The organism is Lachnoanaerobaculum umeaense, from assembly GCF_003589745.1.
Lineage (GTDB): Bacteria > Bacillota > Clostridia > Lachnospirales > Lachnospiraceae > Lachnoanaerobaculum > Lachnoanaerobaculum umeaense.
In genome coordinates this window covers 1,856,242-1,875,055 of record NZ_CP032364.1, presented here as the reverse complement: position 1 = coordinate 1,875,055, position 18,814 = coordinate 1,856,242, and the positions used below count along the sequence as shown (strand labels likewise).

The following is an 18,814-nucleotide window of genomic DNA, read 5'->3' as shown; positions in this document are numbered from 1 at the left end:
CGTAGAGATGTAAGACTATTTGGAGTGGTTATGAAAAAGATAAATTTATTTAAAAAGTCAATTATACATTTGATAAGCATAGTATCAGTTTGTATGCTATTTACAGGATGTACGGTAGGTAAAAGTAGTAATACTGATAAACGCGAGGAGAGAACTTCTAAATCTGAAAAAAATAAGAAAAAAGCAGATAATATAGGAGAGGACAATAAAGTAGAGGATAAGGAAGAAGTCAAAGAACTTAAGAATACTGCTGTAAATGATGGAAATCTCGTTGGTAATATAATTTGTTATGCTAGAATGGTAGACAATGGAGTTGACTATTATTTTAGAAACCCTGAAGATCAAGATAGAATTTATACTGTAGATATGGGAAGGAATGTAAGGCGAATATCAGAAAATATTTTTATGAAGGATATGCATATATTCGATGGATATATATATTACGCAAATACCTATACGGGAGAGCAAAAGAATATCGATTTTACAGATAGAAATATATACAGATACTCTATAGCTACAGGAGAAAATACTAGGCTTACAAATCTTAATTTTGCAAATGGGGATGATGCTTGGCTTAGTTTAAATAGTTTAGTAGATAATTATTGCTATTTTAGTTATTCAAATGGTCAGGACGGAATATATCATATTGCAAAAGTAAGAATAGATGGAGAGAATCTGACTGAACTATTTACAATTCCTGCCGGACAGAATGTAGGGAATCCTAATCTAAGTGTGGTAGATAGGAGATATTTATACTTCCTGACAAAGGAGGGGCTAAATTGCTATGATATGGAAACAAAGCAAAACTCTGTAGTAATACCGAAATTTGACTGTCAGAACTATATAATTTATGACGGTACACTATACTATACTGAGGAAGATCCATATCTTAGAAGTAGCGACCTTACAGGTGGAAATCAAAAAATAGTTTATGATGGTTCCGGAATTGGCTTTAAAGTTGACAGTGTACAGTTCAATATATATGAAAATACTTTGTATGTGCTTGAGAAATCCTATGAAGAAAAAAAGGGTTCACTTAAAAGAATGAATATTGACGGAAGTAATGTATTCGATATAGCAGATAATATCAAATGGTTTAATATAGTGAACGGAAATGTATTCTTGAGATATTGGGATGGAAAGATCAGTACTGATACAGAGCTATTTACATATAATATTGCTGAAAATACTCCTATAGTAAATCTTGTAAATTTTGGTATAGCAAAGATGAAGGCTGAGGCAGCAGTACCAAGTGTACAGGAAACAAAGACTTATAAAGATGATGATTACTATATGGATAAATACTCCCCGGTGATAGCTGAGTGGAGAGAGGTTATGTCTACAGGAAGTCTATTAGATTCTCCTGTATACGTTGATTATATAAGTGATATACCTGATTACACTGTAAAATACAGTTTTGTCGATTTAAATAATAATGGAAGTAAGGAAATGATAGTATCCGAGGGAGAATATATATATGCCATATATACCTTACAAAATGGAACACCTATTACAGTAGAAACAGCATTTCCGAGATGTTCAGTTCACATTATAGTTGGCGGATCTATTTATACGGAAACGGATATTATGGGTGTACATACAAGAACTATTGAAGAACTTGATGAAAATGACAATATAGTTAAAACTGTTGATGCATCACATAGTGAGGATGGTGATACAATGAAATATTTTATATCAAACGAGGAGGTATCTGAAAGCGATTATTATACTTTATGCATGAGATATGGAATAGATATGTATTACAAGGATAATTTAGATAAGAAATATCAAGGTAGTAGAAGTTTTTAGCAAGGCGAATATGAAAAGTGAATTATTTGGAGTGAGATAAACATGAAAATAAAAAAAATCTGATAACAGCTATTTTACTTGGATGTAGGGCAGCAAGTATTGATGCGGGAGGCGTTTTATCTGACAAAGTTGAAACATCAAAATTTCTCAAAGCTTATGAAAATACTTCAAGAGTGGATGTAAGTATAGATGATAATGGAGCAGCCTATTTTATAGAGATTGGAAGGAAAGGAATAAAAGCCTTTGGTATTGAAGTAGGAGATGAGCTGAATAAAAGCGAAATCAAAAAGAAATTGTCAGGTTATACATTTGATAAGTCATATGGAACAACTTCCGACAGTTGAGGAGACCACAGCTAGTGCAGATTTTATCATACCTGATAGCAGTACAAGAATACTTACTGATGATGAGGTAAATACACTTGACCAAAATACTGCAAGGTATGCACTCAACGAAATCTATGCCAGAAGAGGAAGGAAATTTAAAGACCAAGAGTTGCAAAATTATTTCAATGGGAAATCATGGTATGTTGGTACTATTGAACCTGATAATTTTGATGAAAGCAGTTTGACAGCTATCGAAAAAGAAAATACAAAAAAGCTGGATTTGAGAAGGAATGGGAAGACTGTAACAGCAGGTGCTACTCTTCCAAATGCAGGGTATATAAAATATTTTCAAGATGAATATATAAAGCTGGGGCATCAGGATGTACATACCGGAGGAGGTCATATAAAAGCGATGTATGGAAAAAACTTAGGATATGGAGTAAATGTTTATGGAAGAATATATGACCGTGGAGATTATTATGAATTCGTAAATATAAATTTATATACACCATATCTATATGACAGTAAACCAACAGATTATATGGTAGAAAAAACTTCTGAGGAAGATCATGATGATTATCATGGTTCATATCAATTAAGCAATGGTAAATGGGTTATATATGGTGACAGTGATTCCAAACATTCCTATGTTTTTTATACAGGAAGTATATATATGAGAAAAGATGCTGTGATATATAGTGGAAGATATTCAGAACCATATGAGTATAAAGCATATAAATTAAAAGATATTATAGACGATTTATCCTATGGCTATTGGGAGATATCTGTATATATACTTGAACTGGATGAAAATGGATATATAAAAACAATGGCAAATCAGGAATGGGGTTAATAGTATATAGGAGTGAATATGAAAAGAATGAATTTATTTAAGAAGTCAATTATATTGGCGATAAGTATAGTATCAGTAGGTATGTTATTTACTGGATGCTCCATAGGAAAAGGTGAATCTGATAAAAAGAATGAGAGAACTTCTGAAGATGAGGATTATACTAAGGCGGGCAAAAAAGATAAGAAGAGAGATAAAAAGAATAAGAAAGAGGCTAAGGAGCTGAAGAATACAGCTGTAAATGATGGAAATCTTGTTGGAAATATGGTCTGCTATGGAAGAATGGTAAACAATGGAGATTCATACTACTTTAGAAATCCAAAGGACCAAGAGAGGATCTATTCTGTAGATATGAGTGGAAATGTAAGGAGAATATCCGGAAATATTTTTATGAAGGATATGCACATACTAGATGGAAACATTTATTATGCCAATACAAATACAGGAGATCAGAAAGATGTTAACTTTATAGACCATAATCTATATAGATATTCCATAAGTACCGGAGAAAACACAAGACTTACAAGTCTTGATTTTGGAGTTGGTGATGACAGTTGGCTAAGCTTTGAGAGTCTGGTAGATAATTATTGTTATTTTAGCTATTCAAATGGTCAGGACGGAATATATCATATTTGCAGAGTAAATACAGAAGGTCAGGATTTTGCAGAGCTGTTTACAATACCCACCGGACAAAATGTGGGAAATCCCAATGTCAGTGTAGTTGACAAAAGATATGTCTACTTTCTTACTAAGGATGGGCTCAACTGCTATGATATGGAAACAAAGCAAAACTCTGTGGCAATACCTGGATTTGACTGCCAGAACTATATAATATATGACGGTACACTATATTATACTGAGGAAGACCCATATCTTAGAAGTAGTGACCTTACAGGTGGAAATCAAAAAACTGTTTATGACGGGTCAGGAATTGGATTTTTTGCAGACAGTGTACAGTTCAATATATATGATGAGACCATATATGTACTTGAAAAGTCCAGTGAACAGAAGATGGGATCATTAAAGAAGATGACACTTGATGGAAATGATGTAGTTGATATAGCAGAGGATATCAACTGGTTCAATATAGTGAATGGAAATGTATTCCTAAGATACTGGGATGGCAAGAGCAAGCCTGATACAGAGTTATATACCTATAATATTGCAGCCAATACTCCTATAGGTCAGATGGTAAACTTTGATGCAGCTATAGCAAATGCAAAACCTGAGGTAGAGATGCCACAAATCAATGATTATATTTTTTCTGATAGCAGTACAAGAGTACTTACTGACGCTGAGGTAAACGCACTTGACCAAAATATTGCAAGATATGCTCTCAATGAGATCTATGCTAGAAGAGGAAGAAAATTTAAAGATCAGGAACTTCAAAATTATTTTAATGGAAAGTCATGGTATGTTGGTACTATTGAACCGGAAAACTTTGATGAGAACAGCCTATCAGCAATCGAAAAAGAAAATACAAAGAAGCTGGAAATAAGAAAGAGTGGCAGGATGGTAACATCCAATGCTTCACTTCCGGAAGCAAAGTATTTGCCTTATTTAAAAGATGAAAATATCAGTCTTGCAACTAAGGAAACAACATTCTGGGGAGAGGAAGAAATTGCGAATAAATATAAAAATAAAGTAGGATATGGAACATGGATAAATGGCAAGATTTATGATCGTGGAGATTATTATGAATTAACAAATGTTAGTTTATATACACCATTTTTATATAGTAGTAAGCCAACATATGATATTATACAGCAGGTTGGTGTGGTAGATAATTGGGATTATACAGGAACATATCAACTAGATAATGGTAAGTGGTATATTATTGGAGATAGTGATAAAACATACGATTATGAATTTTATAAAGGGAGCATATATGTAAGAAAAGATGCCATTATATATACCGGTTATTCTCATTTGGGAAGCGAATACAGTCCACATGAGTTAAAAGATGTACTTGGTGAATTAATGAGTCAGGGTGAAATTGATTGCTATATATTAGATGTTGACGAAAATGGGTATATAAAGGCATTAGCACATAGAGAATGGGGTTAATATATTTAGGAGGAGCTATGAGAACAAAGAGATCTTTGATATTTACAGCTTGTGTATTGTTGACAAGCTTAGTGTTTACAGGATGTGGAATAAGTGTAAACCAAAATTTTGATAAAAGAGCTGAAAAAACTTCTGAGGATGACGACTATACAAAAGCTAATAAAAAATCTAAGAAGGAAAAAAAGAAAGATAAAGAAGATAAGAAAGAAGTCAAAGAGCTAAAGAATACAGCTGTAAATGATGGAAATCTTGTAGGAAATATGGTCTGTTATGGACGAATGGTAAACAATGGTGATGTGTATTACTTCAGGAATCCAAAGGATCAGGAGAGAATCTATTCTGTAGATATGAGCGGTAATGTAAGTAGAATATCCGGTGATATATTTATGAAGGATATGCATATTTTAAATGGAAATATATATTATGCTAATACCACTACAGGTGATCAAAAGGATACTAATTTTACTGATAGAAATATATATAGATATTCTATCAGTACCGGAGAAAATACAAGACTGACAGATCTTGGCTTTGGAACCGGTGATGATAGCTGGCTCAGCTTTGAGAGTCTGGTAGATAATTATTGCTATTTTAGCTATTCAAATGGTCAGGATGGTATATATCATATTTGTAGAGTAAATACAGATGGGCAGGACTTCACAGAATTGTTTACAATACCGGCAGGACAAAATGTGGGGAATCCCAATGTCAGTGTAGTTGATAAAAGATATGTATATTTCCTTACTAAGGACGGATTCAATTACTATGATATGGAAACTAAGCAAAACACTGTGGCAATACCGGGATTTGACTGCCAGAACTATATAATATATGACGGTACACTATATTATACTGAGGAAGACCCATATCTTAGAAGTAGTGACCTTACAGGTGGAAATCAAAAAACTGTTTATGATGGATCAGGGCTTGGATTTGCAGCAGACAGTGTGCAGTTCAATATATATGATGAGACCATATATGTACTTGAAAAGTCTAATGCACAAAAGATGGGTTCATTAAAGAAAATGAATATTGATGGAAGCAATGTAGTAGATATAGCAGAGGATATAAACTGGTTCAATATAGTGAATGGAAATGTATTCCTAAGATACTGGGACGGCAAGAGCAAGCCTGATACAGAGTTATACACTTATAATATTGCAGCCAATACTCCTATAGGCCAGATGGTAAACTTTGATGCGGCGGTGGCAAATGCAAAACCTGAAGTAGAGATGCCACAAATCAATGAGTATATTTTTGCTGATAGCAGTACAAGAGTACTTACTGACGCTGAGGTAAACGCACTTGACCAAAATACTGCAAGATATGCTCTCAATGAAATCTATGCTAGAAGAGGAAGAAAATTCAAAGACCAGGAACTTCAAAATTATTTTAATGGAAAGTCATGGTATGTTGGTACTATTGAACCTGATAATTTTGATGAAAGCAGTTTGACAGCTATCGAAAAAGAAAATACAAAGAAGCTGGAAATAAGAAAGAGTGGGAAGATGGTAAATAGTACTGTTAAAGAAGAAAAAAATGCTGAAGTTCGTGAAGTTATAGAAAGCTTTTCATTGAGCATGATGGAGGCAACAAATGGTGAGGTAGATTTTGAGGTGTTGAATGACTGCATACATATTGACAAAGATATGGACTATTGGTATGTAGTGGAAGGATTGGACTATATTAATCCCGGATTTGCACATAAATATTTGTTAATGCCATCAGATAGATCTGTAAATCAAGATGAAGGCGATGCTTTTTATAGTTTGTATCTCGAAGCCTTAGAGATTTATGGAAAAAATTAAATACACTTTGGAGGAATTATGAGAGTAAAAAAACATGCAATATTTGCATCTTTTGTATTGTCTGCAAGTTTATTGTTTACAGGATGTAGCGTAGGTTTAAATACGGATTCTTATAAAAAATCTGAAACTGAAGACTATACAAAAGCTAATAAAAAAAATAAAAAGGAAAAGAAGAAAGATAAAGAAGATAAGAAAGAAGTCAAAGAGCTAAAGAATACAGCTGTAAATGATGGAAATCTTGTTGGAAATATGGTTTGTTATGGACGAATGGTAAACAATGGTGATGTGTATTACTTCAGGAATCCAAAGGATCAGGAGAGAATCTATTCTGTAGATATGAGCGGTAATGTAAGTAGAATATCCGGTGATATATTTATGAAGGATATGCATATTTTAAATGGAAATATATATTATGCTAATACCACTACAGGTGATCAAAAGGATACTAATTTTACTGATAGAAATCTATATAGATATTCTATCAGTACCGGAGAAAATACAAGACTGACAGATCTTGGCTTTGGAACAGGTGATGATAGCTGGCTAAGCTTTGAGAGTTTGGTAGATAATTATTGCTATTTTAGCTATTCAAATGGTCAGGATGGAATATATCATATTTGTAGAGTAAATACAGATGGTCAGGATTTTACAGAGCTGTTTACTATACCGGCAGGACAAAATGTGGGGAATCCCAATGTCAGTGTAGTTGATAAAAGATATGTATATTTCCTTACTAAGGACGGATTCAATTACTATGATATGGAAACTAAGCAAAACACTGTGGCAATACCCGGATTTGACTGCCAGAACTATATAATATATGACGGTACACTATATTATACTGAGGAAGATCCATATCTTAGAAGTAGTGATCTTACAGGTGGCAATCAAAAAATAGTTTATGATGGCTCCGGACTTGGATTTGCAGCAGACAGTGTACAGTTCAATATCTATGAAAATACTCTATATGTACTTGAGAAGTCATATGAGCAAAAGATGGGCTCACTAAAGAAGATGAATATGGATGGAAGCAATGTAGTGGATATAGCGGAAGATATCAAATGGTTTAATATAGTGAATGGAAATGTATTCTTGAGGTATTGGGATGGCAAGAGCAAGCCTGATACAGAGCTATATACTTATAATATTGCAGCTAATACTCCTATAGGCCAGATGGTAAACTTTGATGCAGCTGTAGCAAACGCAAAGCCTGAGGTAGCTACAAAAAATACGCAACCAAGTAGCTCCGAAAAGGATGATAGTTACTATATGGAGAAATATGAACCGGTTATATTTGACTATTACAAATATATTTATGAGGGATTCTATGGTAGTACATATATTGAATCTGGTTCGTATGGACCAAATGAAGAATATCGCTTCGGGTTTTCGGATATAAATGGAAATGGAAGCAAAGAGATGATAGTATCACATAATGAATTTATTACTGCCATATATGCTTTAAATAATGGTGTTCCGGTTATAGTTGATGCAGGTGGTCCCAAAACTTTAATAGATATCTTTAAAGATGGAGAGATACATGTTACACATGGATTTGGAAATGGTTATGAAGAGGTAGTATTTAAATTAGACAATAATGATAAAATTGTAGTATTATATTCAAATGAAATATATGGGGAAGTATATAAGATAAATGGATCAGAGGTAACTGAAAGCGAATATAATAGAATTATGCAAAAATACTTAAATGGCTCTAATGATAATAAATATTATATAGGTGATAAAAGTTTTTATAGACATTCGGAGTAAAGAATAGGTCGATACAAATAAGCAGGTAATCTTATTTCCCACCTGTCAAGCGTAAATATTTTCATATATTGACTTGGTATATATTTTGATATATACTTATTGTTGAAGGGATGGTGATTTTATGTTGGCAGCAAAAATTTTTGAAAATGGTAGAAGCCAGGCAGTGAGATTGCCTAAAGAGTATAGATTTGATTGTGATGAAGTGATGGCAAATAAAATTGGTGATGTATTGATTCTGTTGCCTAAAAATAGTAAGTGGGATTCCTTTATTACAGCTATAGATATGTTTTCAGACGACTTTATGATTGATAGAGAAGATAATTTAGTTCAGAAGAGAGAAGAACTATGAGATATATGCTTGATACTAATATATGCATATATATAATAAAGAACAATCCGGATAGCGTAATAGAAGAATTGAAAAGACATGATCCTAAAGAAATATGTATTTCTTCTATAACATATGCAGAGCTGATACATGGTGTAGAGAAAAGTAAGGCGGTTGGTAAAAATAGACTTGCACTAACATTGTTTTTATCTAATATAGAGGTGTTGGATTTTGATACCAATGCAGCAAATAATTATGGAAAGATTAGAGCTTATTTAGAAAAAAAGGGAACACTGATAGGTCAGCTTGATATGATGATAGCTGCTCATGCACAGTCGTTGGGATATTCTATAGTAACTAACAACATTAAAGAGTTCACAAGAGTGCCGGATTTGACAGTGTATAATTGGGTTAAATAAGCATGTAATCTTATTTCCCCCTTGCATTTAAATGAAAAATGTGCTATAGTGAATGAAATATGTTTGACAGGAAAGTGGGCCGGTGGGTCCACTTTTTTATGCATATGAAAGGATAGAAATGAGCAAAAGCGAAACTTATGTAAAAAGAACTGAAGAGTTCTTGGAAAAACTTAGCGGTGAGCTAAACTTTGAAGTAGTTGATGTAGAATTTGTCAAAGAGGCAGGAGAATACTATCTAAGAGCATACTGTGATATGGATGGCGGTATAGGAATAGAAGATTGTGCGGAAATTTCAAGACGCCTTAGTGATTGGCTGGATGAGAATGATTTTATTGATGAGGGATATATTTTAGAGGTATCTTCTCCTGGACTTGGGAGAACCCTAAAAAAGGACAAGGATTTTCTGAGAGAACTTGGAAAAGAAGTTGAGCTAAAGCTCTACAAGGCAAGAGAAGGTGTAAAGGATTTTGAGGGAATACTGAAATCATTTGATGGTGAAAATATCACTATTGAAATGGAAGATAAGGAAGAAGTCTTTACAAAAAAAGAAATTGCAAATATTAGATTAAAGATAGATTTTTAATGGAGGAAAATACAAAGGATGAATAAGGAATTACTAGAGGCACTTGATCTCTTGGAAAAAGAAAAAAATATAAGTAAGGCAGCAATTTTGGAAGCCATTGAGAACTCTTTGATTTCTGCATGTAAAAACAATTTTGGAACAGCTGATAATGTAAAGGTAAGTGTAAATCCAAATACATGCGATTATTCTATAATACAGGCAAAGGAAGTAGTAGAGACTTTGGGAAGTAAGCCTGCCATTGAAGAGAAGGCAACAAAGATATCACTGGCAGAGGCTAGAATGCAAAATCCAAACTTAAGTGTAGGAGATACAGTACTTGTACCTGTTATCTCAAAGGAATTTGGTAGGATAGCAGCCGGAGTTGCAAAGAATGTTATCTTACAAAAGATAAGAGAAGAGGAAAGAAAAGTAATCTTTAATGATTACTTTATGAAAGAAAGGGATATAGTAAGTGGTGTTGTTACCAGATTTATGGGCAAAAATATTGCAATAAATTTGGGAAGAATAGATGCGGTATTGGCTGAAAGCGAGCAGGTAAAGGGAGAAGAATTAAAGCTTGGAGACAGACTGAAAGTATTTGTCTTGGAGGTAAAGGACAATCCTAAGGGACCTAGAATATCTGTATCAAGAACCCATCCGGAGTTTGTAAAGAGACTCTTTGAGGCAGAGGTGCCTGAGATAAGAGAAGGTGTAGTGGAAATAAAGTCCATATCAAGAGAGGCGGGTTCCAGAACAAAGATTGCAGTATGCAGTCATGAAGCTGATATAGATCCTGTAGGTGCTTGCGTGGGCGTAGATGGAGTCAGAGTAAATGCTGTAGTAGAAGAACTTAGAGGAGAAAAGGTAGATATAGTAAACTGGGATGACAATCCCGGATATTTAATAGAAAATGCCCTTTCACCGGCTAAGGTAATAGCAGTAGTGGCAGATGAAGAGACAAAGGAAGCAGATGTAATTGTTCCGGATTATCAGCTCTCACTTGCTATAGGTAAGGAAGGACAGAATGCAAGGCTTGCAGCCAGACTTACCGGATATAAGATAGATATAAAGAGCGAAAGTCAAGCCAGAGAACTTGGAGTATTTGATACATTAGACAATGATGATGAGTCATACAGTGAAGAGAATGATGTAATAGATTCTGAGGCAGAAACAGAAGATGGCAACTATAACGAAGAATAAGACACCTCAGAGAAAATGTATTGGATGTAATGAGTCAAAGCCTAAAAAAGAATTGATTAGAATAGTAAAAACGCCTGAGGGAGAGATGCTTTTAGATACAAGTGGAAGAGCAAATGGCAGAGGTGCATATATATGCAGAAATGCTGATTGCTTGCAAAAGGCTATAAAAACTAAGGGTTTGAACAGAGCTTTTAAAATGAATGTGGATACAGATATTTTGGTAAGGCTTAGTGAGGAGATGGCAGAGCTTGACAAGGGATAAAGTATTAAGTTTGATTGGACTTGCTATGAAAGCGAGACAGGTGGTTTCAGGAGAATTTTCAGTTGAGAAATGTATAAAGTCAGGCAAGGCAAGATTGGTTATAATAGCAAATGACGCATCTGAAAACACTAAAAAGAAGTTTGAAGATAAGTGTAAGTTTTATCATGTTCCGATAATAATATATTCCACAAAGGAAGAATTGGGAACAGCTTTGGGCAAAGGGCTTAGATCATCAATAACATTGACTGAGGACGGATTTAAAAATGCAATATTAAAAATCACGGAGGAATGATAATTGAGAGTAAAAGATCTGGCAAAAGAATTAGGCAAAAATAATAATGAGTTGATAGGATATTTGAAAGAGAAGGAGATATCAAAGACTGCTATGTCAAATATATCAGCTGATGAAGAAAAAATGCTTAGAGAAAAATTTAATAATAATATAGATGGAAATAAAAAATTGGATAATAAGGAAATAATGGATAATAATAGAACGGTAGAGACCACACAGGAAGTATCAGAAAATAAAAGTGGGGAGACTCCAAAGAAAAAGGTGGTAGTATTTAGACCGCAAAATGCACAGCAGATGTCCACAAAGAAGTCAGGATCAAAGTCCAATTCAGGGGCAAAGAAAAGCACAAAGAAAAATGATGAGTCAGATACACAAAAGCAGATTGTAAAGAAGAATACAGAAGAAAAGATTCAACCTGAGTTACCAAAAGATATGGAATTAAAGAAGGAAGAAAAAGCTGTAGAGCCAACAAAAACAGAGGAAGTGGCAGTAGTAAAAACTAATATTGAAGAGGCTGCTGTAAATGTTGAAGAAACTGTCAGTGAACCTGCTAAGCCAAGAAATGTATATGCAGAGATGGAAGCTGCAAAAAAAGCAAAGGAAAATGCTAAGCCTATCAGAAATATCTTCAAGGAAAGAGAAGAAAGGGATAAGGCAAGAGGAAAAGATTCACGTCAACAAAATAGAGATAAGAAGCCTTTCAACAGAGACAAAGACCAAAAAGGCAACTTCAGAAATGATAGAAATGTCAAGAGTAAGGATGGCGATAGAAATAACGACAGAAATAGAAACTTTGCCGGAAAAGATAATAAGAATTTTACCGGATCAAATGACAGAAATAATAGAAATGATAGAAATGATAGAAGCAAAGATTTCTCAAAGGATGATAATAATAGCAGAAGCTTTGGAAATAATAAACAGCAAGGATTCAAGAAGAATGATGCTGCAAGTGGAGTTCCGGTACTTGATGGCTTAGGTAAGAAGACTTCTAATAGAGTAAATAAGAATAATTTCAAAAATAATAAGAATGACAAGAAGCATAGAACAGAGGACGGACCGGCAAAGGGAAAGATAAGTAAGCATCCGTTTATAATGCCTACAAAGCAAAAGGTGGAAGAGGTTCAGGAAGATATCAAAGAAATCATTATTCCTGAGACAATTACATTAAAGGATTTTGCTTCAAAGCTTAAACTTCAGCCTTCAACTATTGTAAAGAAACTGTTCCTAAAGGGTCAGATAGTTACAATAAATACAGAGCTTACTTTTGAGCAGGCAGAGGAAATAGCACTTGAGTACGATGTTATCTGTACTATGGAGGAGAAGGTAGATGTTATCGGAGAACTTCTGGCAGAGGAGGAAGATCCGGAGAGTACACTAGTACCAAGACCACCTGTAGTAGTAGTAATGGGACATGTTGACCATGGTAAAACATCACTTCTTGATGCTATAAGAAAAACAAATGTAACAAGTAGAGAGGCAGGAGGTATTACACAGCATATCGGTGCCTATATGGTAAAGATCAATGGAGAGCCTATAACCTTCCTTGATACTCCGGGACATGAGGCATTTACGGCAATGCGTATGCGTGGTGCACAGGCTACAGATATCGCTATACTTGTAGTAGCAGCAGATGATGGTGTAATGCCACAGACTGTGGAGGCTATAAACCATGCTAAGGCTGCCGGAGTTGAAATAATAGTTGCTATCAACAAGATAGATAGACCGGCTGCAAATATTGATAAGGTAAAGCAGGAACTTTCAGAGTATGAACTTATACCTGAGGATTGGGGTGGTTCAACCATATTTGTACCTGTTTCTGCAAAGAATGGTGAAAATATATCAACACTTCTTGAGATGGTAATACTTACAGCAGAGGTTAAGGAGCTTAAGGCAAATCCAAACAGAAGAGCTAGAGGACTTGTAATAGAAGCTGAGCTTGATAAGGGTAAAGGACCTGTAGCAAGAATACTTGTTCAAAAAGGAACACTTCATGTAGGAGATTTTATAGCTGCAGGAGCATGTTCAGGTAAGGTTCGTGCTATGATGAATGATAAGGGAGTTAAGGTTAAAGAGGCTACTCCTTCCACACCGGTTGAGATTCTGGGACTTGATAATGTACCAAATGCCGGAGAGGTATTTGTTGCTACAGAAAATGATAAGGAAGCTAAGGCATTTGCCGCAACCTTTATTTCTGAGAGCAAAAATAAGCTTATTGAAGACACCAAGGCTAAGCTCTCTCTGGATGATCTCTTTAGCCAGATCAAGGCAGGAAATGTTAAGGAACTTCCAATAGTTGTAAAAGCTGATGTACAGGGTTCTGTAGAGGCAGTAAAGCAATCTCTTACAAAGCTTTCAAATGAGGAAGTGGCAGTAAAGGTTATCCATGGTGGTGTAGGTGCAATAAATGAAAGTGATGTTGTGCTTGCAGCTGCAAGTAATGCAATTATTATTGGATTTAATGTAAAACCTGATCAGATGGCAAAGGCTACAGCTGAGAGAGAAAATGTAGATTTGAGACTTTACAGAGTAATATATCAGGCAATTGAAGATATAGAGAGTGCTATGAAGGGTATGCTTGAGCCTATTTATGAGGAGAAGGTTATCGGACATGCTGAGATTAGACAGATATTTAAGGCTTCGGGAGTTGGAAGTATTGCAGGAAGCTATGTACTTGACGGTAAGTTTGTGAGAGGATGTAAGGTAAGAATCACGAGAGACGGAGAGCAGATATTTGATGGAAATCTGGCATCACTTAAGAGATTTAAAGATGATGTTAAGGAAGTTGCTACCGGCTATGAATGTGGTCTTGTATTTGAGAAATTCAATGATATAAAGGAATTTGACCAAGTAGAAGCATATACTATGGTAGAGGTTCCAAGATCATAAATAGAAAGGAATGTATGAGAAAGAATAGTTTAAAGTCTACTATGATAAACTCAGAAGTGATGAAAACTGTATCTGAAATCATAAGGGGAGAAGTCAAAGACCCAAGGGTTGCACCTATGACAAGTGTGACAGATGCTGAGGTTACCACAGATTTGAAATATGCAACAATTTATGTTAGTGTATTAGGTGATGAGGAACAATCAAAGAAGACATTATTAGGACTAAAATCTTCTTCAGGTTTTATAAGAAAAGAGCTTGCAAGAAGATTGAACCTAAGAAATACGCCTGAACTGAAATTTGTTTTAGATGAGTCATTGGCTTATGGCATGAAGATGGATAAGCTGATAGATGAAGTTATTAAAAAAGATGAGAGGGGCAATGAATAAACTAATAGAGCTTATTGAAAATGCAAAAAATATAGCTATTACAGGTCATGTGAGTCCGGATGGAGATTGCATAGGTTCTACACTGGGACTATATAACTATATAATTGAAAATTATAAAGATAAGCAGGTAAGAGTATGTCTTGAAAAGCCGTCAATGAAGTTTGCATTTATGAACGGGTTTGAACTGATAAGTGAAGACCCGTTTGTAGAAGCGGATCTGCTTGTAACTTTGGATGCATCGGACAGAGAGAGACTTGGTATTAGAGGGGGAATGCTTGACAGTGCAAAGGAAAGCATATGTATAGATCACCATGTCACAAATACAAATTTTGCAAAATTCAATATAGTAGAGGAGTTTAGAAGTTCAACATGTGAATTACTGTATACATTGTTGAGTGAAGATAAGATAAGTGTGGCTACGGCAATGTGTATATACACCGGCATAGTACATGATTCAGGAGTTTTCAAATATCAATCTACTACAAAAGAAACTATGGAAATTGCAGGTAAATTGATGGCAAAAGGATTTGACTTTACAAAAATTATAGATGACACTTATTTCAAGAAGGACTTTAATGCTACAAAGCTTTTGGGCCTGGCACTGACAAATGTAAAACAGGAGTTTGACGGTAAGTGCTGTTATGGATTTTTAGATTATAATACTTGGAGTAAGTATGTTTCGGATAAGAAGAAAATGGATGGAATCATAGACAACCTTAGAAATATAGAGGGTGTGGAAATAGCATTATTTATGTATGAGACAGCCAAAAATGAATATAAGGTGAGTTTACGCTCTATAAATAAGAATGTGAGCAGTATTGCTTCTGCACTTGGAGGTGGTGGACATATCAGAGCTGCCGGAGCCACAGTGTATGGTAATATTGATGAACTTTTGAAAGATACCATATTGCCTATGATTGAGAAAGAATTAAATGGCTAAAAATATTTACAATGGAATAATAAATATCTTCAAGGAAAAAGGATTTACTTCTCATGATGTTGTAGCAAAGATGAGAGGGATATTAAAACAAAAGAAAATAGGTCATTCAGGTACATTGGATCCCGATGCTATCGGTGTACTTCCGGTATTACTGGGTAATGCAACTGTGCTATCTGATATGCTTACAGATAAATCAAAGGAATATGAGGCTGTACTGCTACTTGGGATTTCTACAGATACACAGGATTCATCAGGAGAAGTTTTAAAAGAAAGAGATATTTCAAATTTGAATGAAGATGAGGTCAAAGAGGTCATAAATTCTTTTTTAGGCGAATATATGCAGCTTCCTCCTATGTATTCAGCATTAAAAGTAGGTGGAAAAAAGCTTGTAGATTTAGCAAGAGAAGGCAAGGAAGTCAAAAGAGAACCAAGAAAAGTAAATATTTTTGATATTGATATCATTGATATTGATTTGCCAAGAGTAAGGTTTAAGGCAAAGGTATCAAAGGGCACCTATATCAGAACTTTATGCCATGATATAGGGGAAAAGCTTTCAGTAGGAGGATGCATGGAATCACTTATTAGAAAGCGAGTAGACAGATTTGATATAGACGGGGCAATAAGCCTGACACAATTGGAATCAGAGAGAGATAATATAGATAAAAGGATAATGAGCGTGGAGGAGTATTTTTCCTTCCTGCCAAAGATAAATACCTCCCCTGACTTTGATAAATATCTACATAATGGTAATAAATTAAAATTTGAGGATAAGTTCGGCAATAGCGAATTATATAGGGTTTATGATTCTGGAGATATATTTATTGCAATATATCAAAAGGATAATAAGGAACTAAAGCCATTTAAGATGTTTTTATAGATAGGTGATAATGTGATTACATTTATAGATACTACAGACATAAAAATAACAGATAAAACAGCTGTTGTTATAGGAAAATTTGATGGTGAACATAGAGGACATAGAAAATTATTTAGAACTTTAAAGGATGAGGCAAATAAAAAGGGATTGAAGACGGTAGTTTTCTCTTTTAGAACTTTACCATCAAATATTGTAAGAAATAAAAATACCACGCAAATTTTTACAAATGCAGAGAGAAGAAAAAAGCTTGAAGAACTGGGAATTGACTATTATATAGAGTACCCGTTTGATATGAATATTGCCAAGTTGACCGGAGAAGAGTTTTTGACTAATATTCTTATAGAAAAGCTTGGAATGGCAGAGATAGTGGCAGGAGATGATGCTGCTTTCGGATATAAAAAGAGTGGAAATATAGAACTTTTAAATAGATTGTCAAAGACCTTGGGATATGATGTAAAGATAATCACAAAGGAAAAGGATGATTTCCAAAATGATATCAGTTCGACTCTGATCAGACAAAAGCTTGATGAAGGTGATATGGAAGAAGCGAACAAGCTCTTAGGAGGTATATATTCTATTAGTGGTATCGTAGAAGAGGGAAACAAGCTTGGTGCAAAAATAGGTTTCCCTACATTGAATATATTTCCTTCAAGTCAGAAGCATTTGCCAAAATCCGGAGTTTATGCTTCAAGAGTAAGAATTGGAGATGATGACACATTTTATCTGGGACTTACAAATGTAGGTTCAAATCCAAGTATTGAAAATGATAAGAGAGATCATATTGCAAGAGTTGAAACATATCTTTACAATTTTGATGCAACTCTTTATGGTAGAGAGATAGAGGTGTATCTTTATAAATATATAAGACCGGAGATAAAGTTTGACAGCTTGGATACACTTAAGAGTCAATTAATCAAGGATAAGGTGGAAGTTTTGAACTTCCTTAACAGTCAAGTTAAATAAAGGAGAGCTATGGACGATAAGAATTTATTTGAAAACGGTATAGTAGAAGAAGGTAATGTATCAGTTTCTATAACACTTGAGGATGATACAGTCCTTGAGTGCGTTGTACTCAATATCTTCAGTGCCGGAGACAGAGAGTATATTGCTGTAATGCCTGAGGATGATAATGATGAAGGTACAGTATATCTTTACAGATATTCAGAGACCAAAGAAGGTCAGCCTGAACTTACAAATATAGAAACTGATGAGGAATATGAGATAGTAGCAGAGGCTTTTGACGAGCTTCTTGATGAGGAAGAGTTTGAAGAATTATTTGATGAGGATGATTTATAAATTCTAGAAGAATGGTTACAGTTTGGTTGATAACTTTAATATATTAAGGTTTTGCCAAACTGTAACTTTTTATATGTGTAAAGGTTTGAGAAAGAATATGAAGAGAGAGTTGGATTATTTTTACATTGATGGTAAATATGGTTGGAATCAGGAGGACTTTAAGAATCTTTGGATGAATAAGGGTGGATGTGCCTGTGTAACGGCATGTGATAGTTTTATCTATATGAGAAAGTATCTTGGTAAAGATAAGCTTTATCCTTATGAAATTGAAACTGTCAGAGCACTTGATTATGTGGATTTTTCAAATGATGTAAAGCCATATCTTAGACCTAGATGGACAGGTATAGATAGATTGGAGATTTATGTGGACGGTATTAGAGACTTTTTAAATGACATTGATGAGGAAAGTATAAGGCTGTCAGAGTTTTCGGGAGATAATTCCATAGAAGATGCCATCAGTATAGTGAAATCTCAGATAGATAAGGAATTTCCAATACCTATGCTTGTACTAATGCATAAAAATCCTAGGTTTAAAGATTTTGTATGGCATTGGTTTCTGCTTACAGGCTATGAAGAAGATGGAGAAAAATTCATGGTAAAGGTGGTAAGTTATGGTAGCTATAGATGGTTTGATTTTAGAGAATTATGGAATACCGGACACAGAAGAAAAGGTGGACTAATATTATTTGATGAAAATAGGTGATTAATCTTAGTTTTAAATTAATTAACTTGACAA

At 34.5% G+C, this 18,814-nt stretch carries 19 protein-coding genes; all 19 read left to right on the top strand.

The window, feature by feature from the left end; translation table 11 throughout:
• Positions 1-30 precede the first annotated feature (30 nt).
• The gene (locus tag D4A81_RS08495; RefSeq protein WP_111525489.1) at positions 31-1,809 is read left to right on the top strand and encodes a DUF5050 domain-containing protein; all 1,779 of its coding nucleotides are present in this window, start codon (positions 31-33) and stop codon (positions 1,807-1,809) included.
• 173 nt (positions 1,810-1,982) lie between these two features.
• Positions 1,983-2,153, top strand: coding sequence for a hypothetical protein (locus tag D4A81_RS13150; RefSeq protein WP_162902566.1), 171 nt, complete (start codon positions 1,983-1,985; stop codon positions 2,151-2,153).
• Positions 2,131-2,988: a YARHG domain-containing protein gene (locus D4A81_RS08490; RefSeq protein WP_111525490.1), complete on the top strand. Its 858-nt coding sequence runs from the start codon at positions 2,131-2,133 to the stop codon at positions 2,986-2,988. The genes D4A81_RS13150 and D4A81_RS08490 overlap by 23 nt, the downstream gene beginning before the upstream one ends.
• A gap of 18 nt (positions 2,989-3,006) precedes the next feature.
• Positions 3,007-5,052 carry a YARHG domain-containing protein gene (locus D4A81_RS08485; protein WP_111525491.1) on the top strand — a complete coding sequence of 682 codons (2,046 nt, stop codon included), beginning with the start codon at positions 3,007-3,009 and terminating at the stop codon, positions 5,050-5,052.
• Between the two features lie 17 nt (positions 5,053-5,069).
• The gene (locus tag D4A81_RS08480) at positions 5,070-6,860 is read left to right on the top strand and encodes a YARHG domain-containing protein (protein ID WP_162902565.1); all 1,791 of its coding nucleotides are present in this window, start codon (positions 5,070-5,072) and stop codon (positions 6,858-6,860) included.
• Between the two features lie 18 nt (positions 6,861-6,878).
• Positions 6,879-8,630 carry a DUF5050 domain-containing protein gene (locus D4A81_RS08475; RefSeq protein WP_111525493.1) on the top strand — a complete coding sequence of 584 codons (1,752 nt, stop codon included), beginning with the start codon at positions 6,879-6,881 and terminating at the stop codon, positions 8,628-8,630.
• A gap of 121 nt (positions 8,631-8,751) precedes the next feature.
• Complete coding sequence (gene vapB / locus D4A81_RS08470; protein WP_111525494.1) at positions 8,752-8,979, top strand: type II toxin-antitoxin system antitoxin VapB; 228 nt, start codon at positions 8,752-8,754, stop codon at positions 8,977-8,979.
• On the top strand, positions 8,976-9,377 hold the full coding sequence (vapC, locus tag D4A81_RS08465) for a type II toxin-antitoxin system tRNA(fMet)-specific endonuclease VapC (protein WP_111525495.1): 402 nt from the start codon (positions 8,976-8,978) through the stop codon (positions 9,375-9,377). Before vapB ends, vapC begins: the two co-directional genes overlap by 4 nt.
• A gap of 82 nt (positions 9,378-9,459) precedes the next feature.
• The gene (locus D4A81_RS08460; protein ID WP_111525496.1) at positions 9,460-9,960 is read left to right on the top strand and encodes a ribosome maturation factor RimP; all 501 of its coding nucleotides are present in this window, start codon (positions 9,460-9,462) and stop codon (positions 9,958-9,960) included.
• A gap of 18 nt (positions 9,961-9,978) precedes the next feature.
• A complete protein-coding gene (nusA, locus tag D4A81_RS08455) occupies positions 9,979-11,139 on the top strand; it encodes a transcription termination factor NusA (protein ID WP_111525497.1) in 1,161 nt (386 codons plus the stop codon).
• Positions 11,117-11,401 (top strand): RNase P modulator RnpM, encoded by a 285-nt coding sequence (gene rnpM / locus D4A81_RS08450; protein WP_111525498.1) that lies wholly within the window; start codon positions 11,117-11,119, stop codon positions 11,399-11,401. Before nusA ends, rnpM begins: the two co-directional genes overlap by 23 nt.
• Positions 11,388-11,693: a L7Ae/L30e/S12e/Gadd45 family ribosomal protein gene (locus tag D4A81_RS08445; protein WP_111525499.1), complete on the top strand. Its 306-nt coding sequence runs from the start codon at positions 11,388-11,390 to the stop codon at positions 11,691-11,693. Before rnpM ends, D4A81_RS08445 begins: the two co-directional genes overlap by 14 nt.
• Positions 11,694-11,696: 3 nt before the next feature.
• A complete protein-coding gene (gene infB, locus D4A81_RS08440) occupies positions 11,697-14,579 on the top strand; it encodes a translation initiation factor IF-2 (protein WP_111525500.1) in 2,883 nt (960 codons plus the stop codon).
• Positions 14,580-14,593: 14 nt separating this feature from the next.
• On the top strand, positions 14,594-14,965 hold the full coding sequence (rbfA, locus tag D4A81_RS08435; protein WP_111525501.1) for a 30S ribosome-binding factor RbfA: 372 nt from the start codon (positions 14,594-14,596) through the stop codon (positions 14,963-14,965).
• Positions 14,958-15,905 (top strand): DHH family phosphoesterase, encoded by a 948-nt coding sequence (locus D4A81_RS08430; RefSeq protein WP_111525502.1) that lies wholly within the window; start codon positions 14,958-14,960, stop codon positions 15,903-15,905. Before rbfA ends, D4A81_RS08430 begins: the two co-directional genes overlap by 8 nt.
• Positions 15,898-16,782, top strand: a complete 885-nt coding sequence (gene truB / locus D4A81_RS08425; protein ID WP_111525503.1) for a tRNA pseudouridine(55) synthase TruB — start codon at positions 15,898-15,900, stop codon at positions 16,780-16,782. Before D4A81_RS08430 ends, truB begins: the two co-directional genes overlap by 8 nt.
• A gap of 12 nt (positions 16,783-16,794) precedes the next feature.
• Entirely contained in the window at positions 16,795-17,745 is a 951-nt protein-coding gene (locus tag D4A81_RS08420) for a bifunctional riboflavin kinase/FAD synthetase (RefSeq protein ID WP_111525504.1), read from the top strand.
• A 9-nt stretch (positions 17,746-17,754) separates the two neighbouring features.
• Positions 17,755-18,078, top strand: a complete 324-nt coding sequence (locus tag D4A81_RS08415) for a DUF1292 domain-containing protein (protein WP_111525505.1) — start codon at positions 17,755-17,757, stop codon at positions 18,076-18,078.
• Positions 18,079-18,175: 97 nt separating this feature from the next.
• On the top strand, positions 18,176-18,781 hold the full coding sequence (locus D4A81_RS08410) for a hypothetical protein (RefSeq protein ID WP_111525506.1): 606 nt from the start codon (positions 18,176-18,178) through the stop codon (positions 18,779-18,781).
• Positions 18,782-18,814: the final 33 nt, after the last annotated feature.

Bases quoted from the DNA above. Each gene is read 5' to 3' on its own strand.
- D4A81_RS08480 (WP_162902565.1), top strand. From the start codon at position 5,070: ATGAGAACAAAGAGATCTTTGATATTTACAGCTTGTGTATTGTTGACA.
- D4A81_RS08495 (WP_111525489.1), top strand. From the start codon at position 31: ATGAAAAAGATAAATTTATTTAAAAAGTCAATTATACATTTGATAAGC.
- nusA (WP_111525497.1), top strand. From the start codon at position 9,979: ATGAATAAGGAATTACTAGAGGCACTTGATCTCTTGGAAAAAGAAAAA.
- D4A81_RS08410 (WP_111525506.1), top strand. From the start codon at position 18,176: ATGAAGAGAGAGTTGGATTATTTTTACATTGATGGTAAATATGGTTGG.
- truB (WP_111525503.1), top strand. From the start codon at position 15,898: ATGGCTAAAAATATTTACAATGGAATAATAAATATCTTCAAGGAAAAA.
- D4A81_RS08415 (WP_111525505.1), top strand. From the start codon at position 17,755: ATGGACGATAAGAATTTATTTGAAAACGGTATAGTAGAAGAAGGTAAT.
- vapC (WP_111525495.1), top strand. From the start codon at position 8,976: ATGAGATATATGCTTGATACTAATATATGCATATATATAATAAAGAAC.
- rbfA (WP_111525501.1), top strand. From the start codon at position 14,594: ATGAGAAAGAATAGTTTAAAGTCTACTATGATAAACTCAGAAGTGATG.
- D4A81_RS08485 (WP_111525491.1), top strand. From the start codon at position 3,007: ATGAAAAGAATGAATTTATTTAAGAAGTCAATTATATTGGCGATAAGT.
- vapB (WP_111525494.1), top strand. From the start codon at position 8,752: ATGTTGGCAGCAAAAATTTTTGAAAATGGTAGAAGCCAGGCAGTGAGA.
- D4A81_RS08490 (WP_111525490.1), top strand. From the start codon at position 2,131: ATGGAACAACTTCCGACAGTTGAGGAGACCACAGCTAGTGCAGATTTT.
- rnpM (WP_111525498.1), top strand. From the start codon at position 11,117: ATGGCAACTATAACGAAGAATAAGACACCTCAGAGAAAATGTATTGGA.
- D4A81_RS08430 (WP_111525502.1), top strand. From the start codon at position 14,958: ATGAATAAACTAATAGAGCTTATTGAAAATGCAAAAAATATAGCTATT.
- D4A81_RS08475 (WP_111525493.1), top strand. From the start codon at position 6,879: ATGAGAGTAAAAAAACATGCAATATTTGCATCTTTTGTATTGTCTGCA.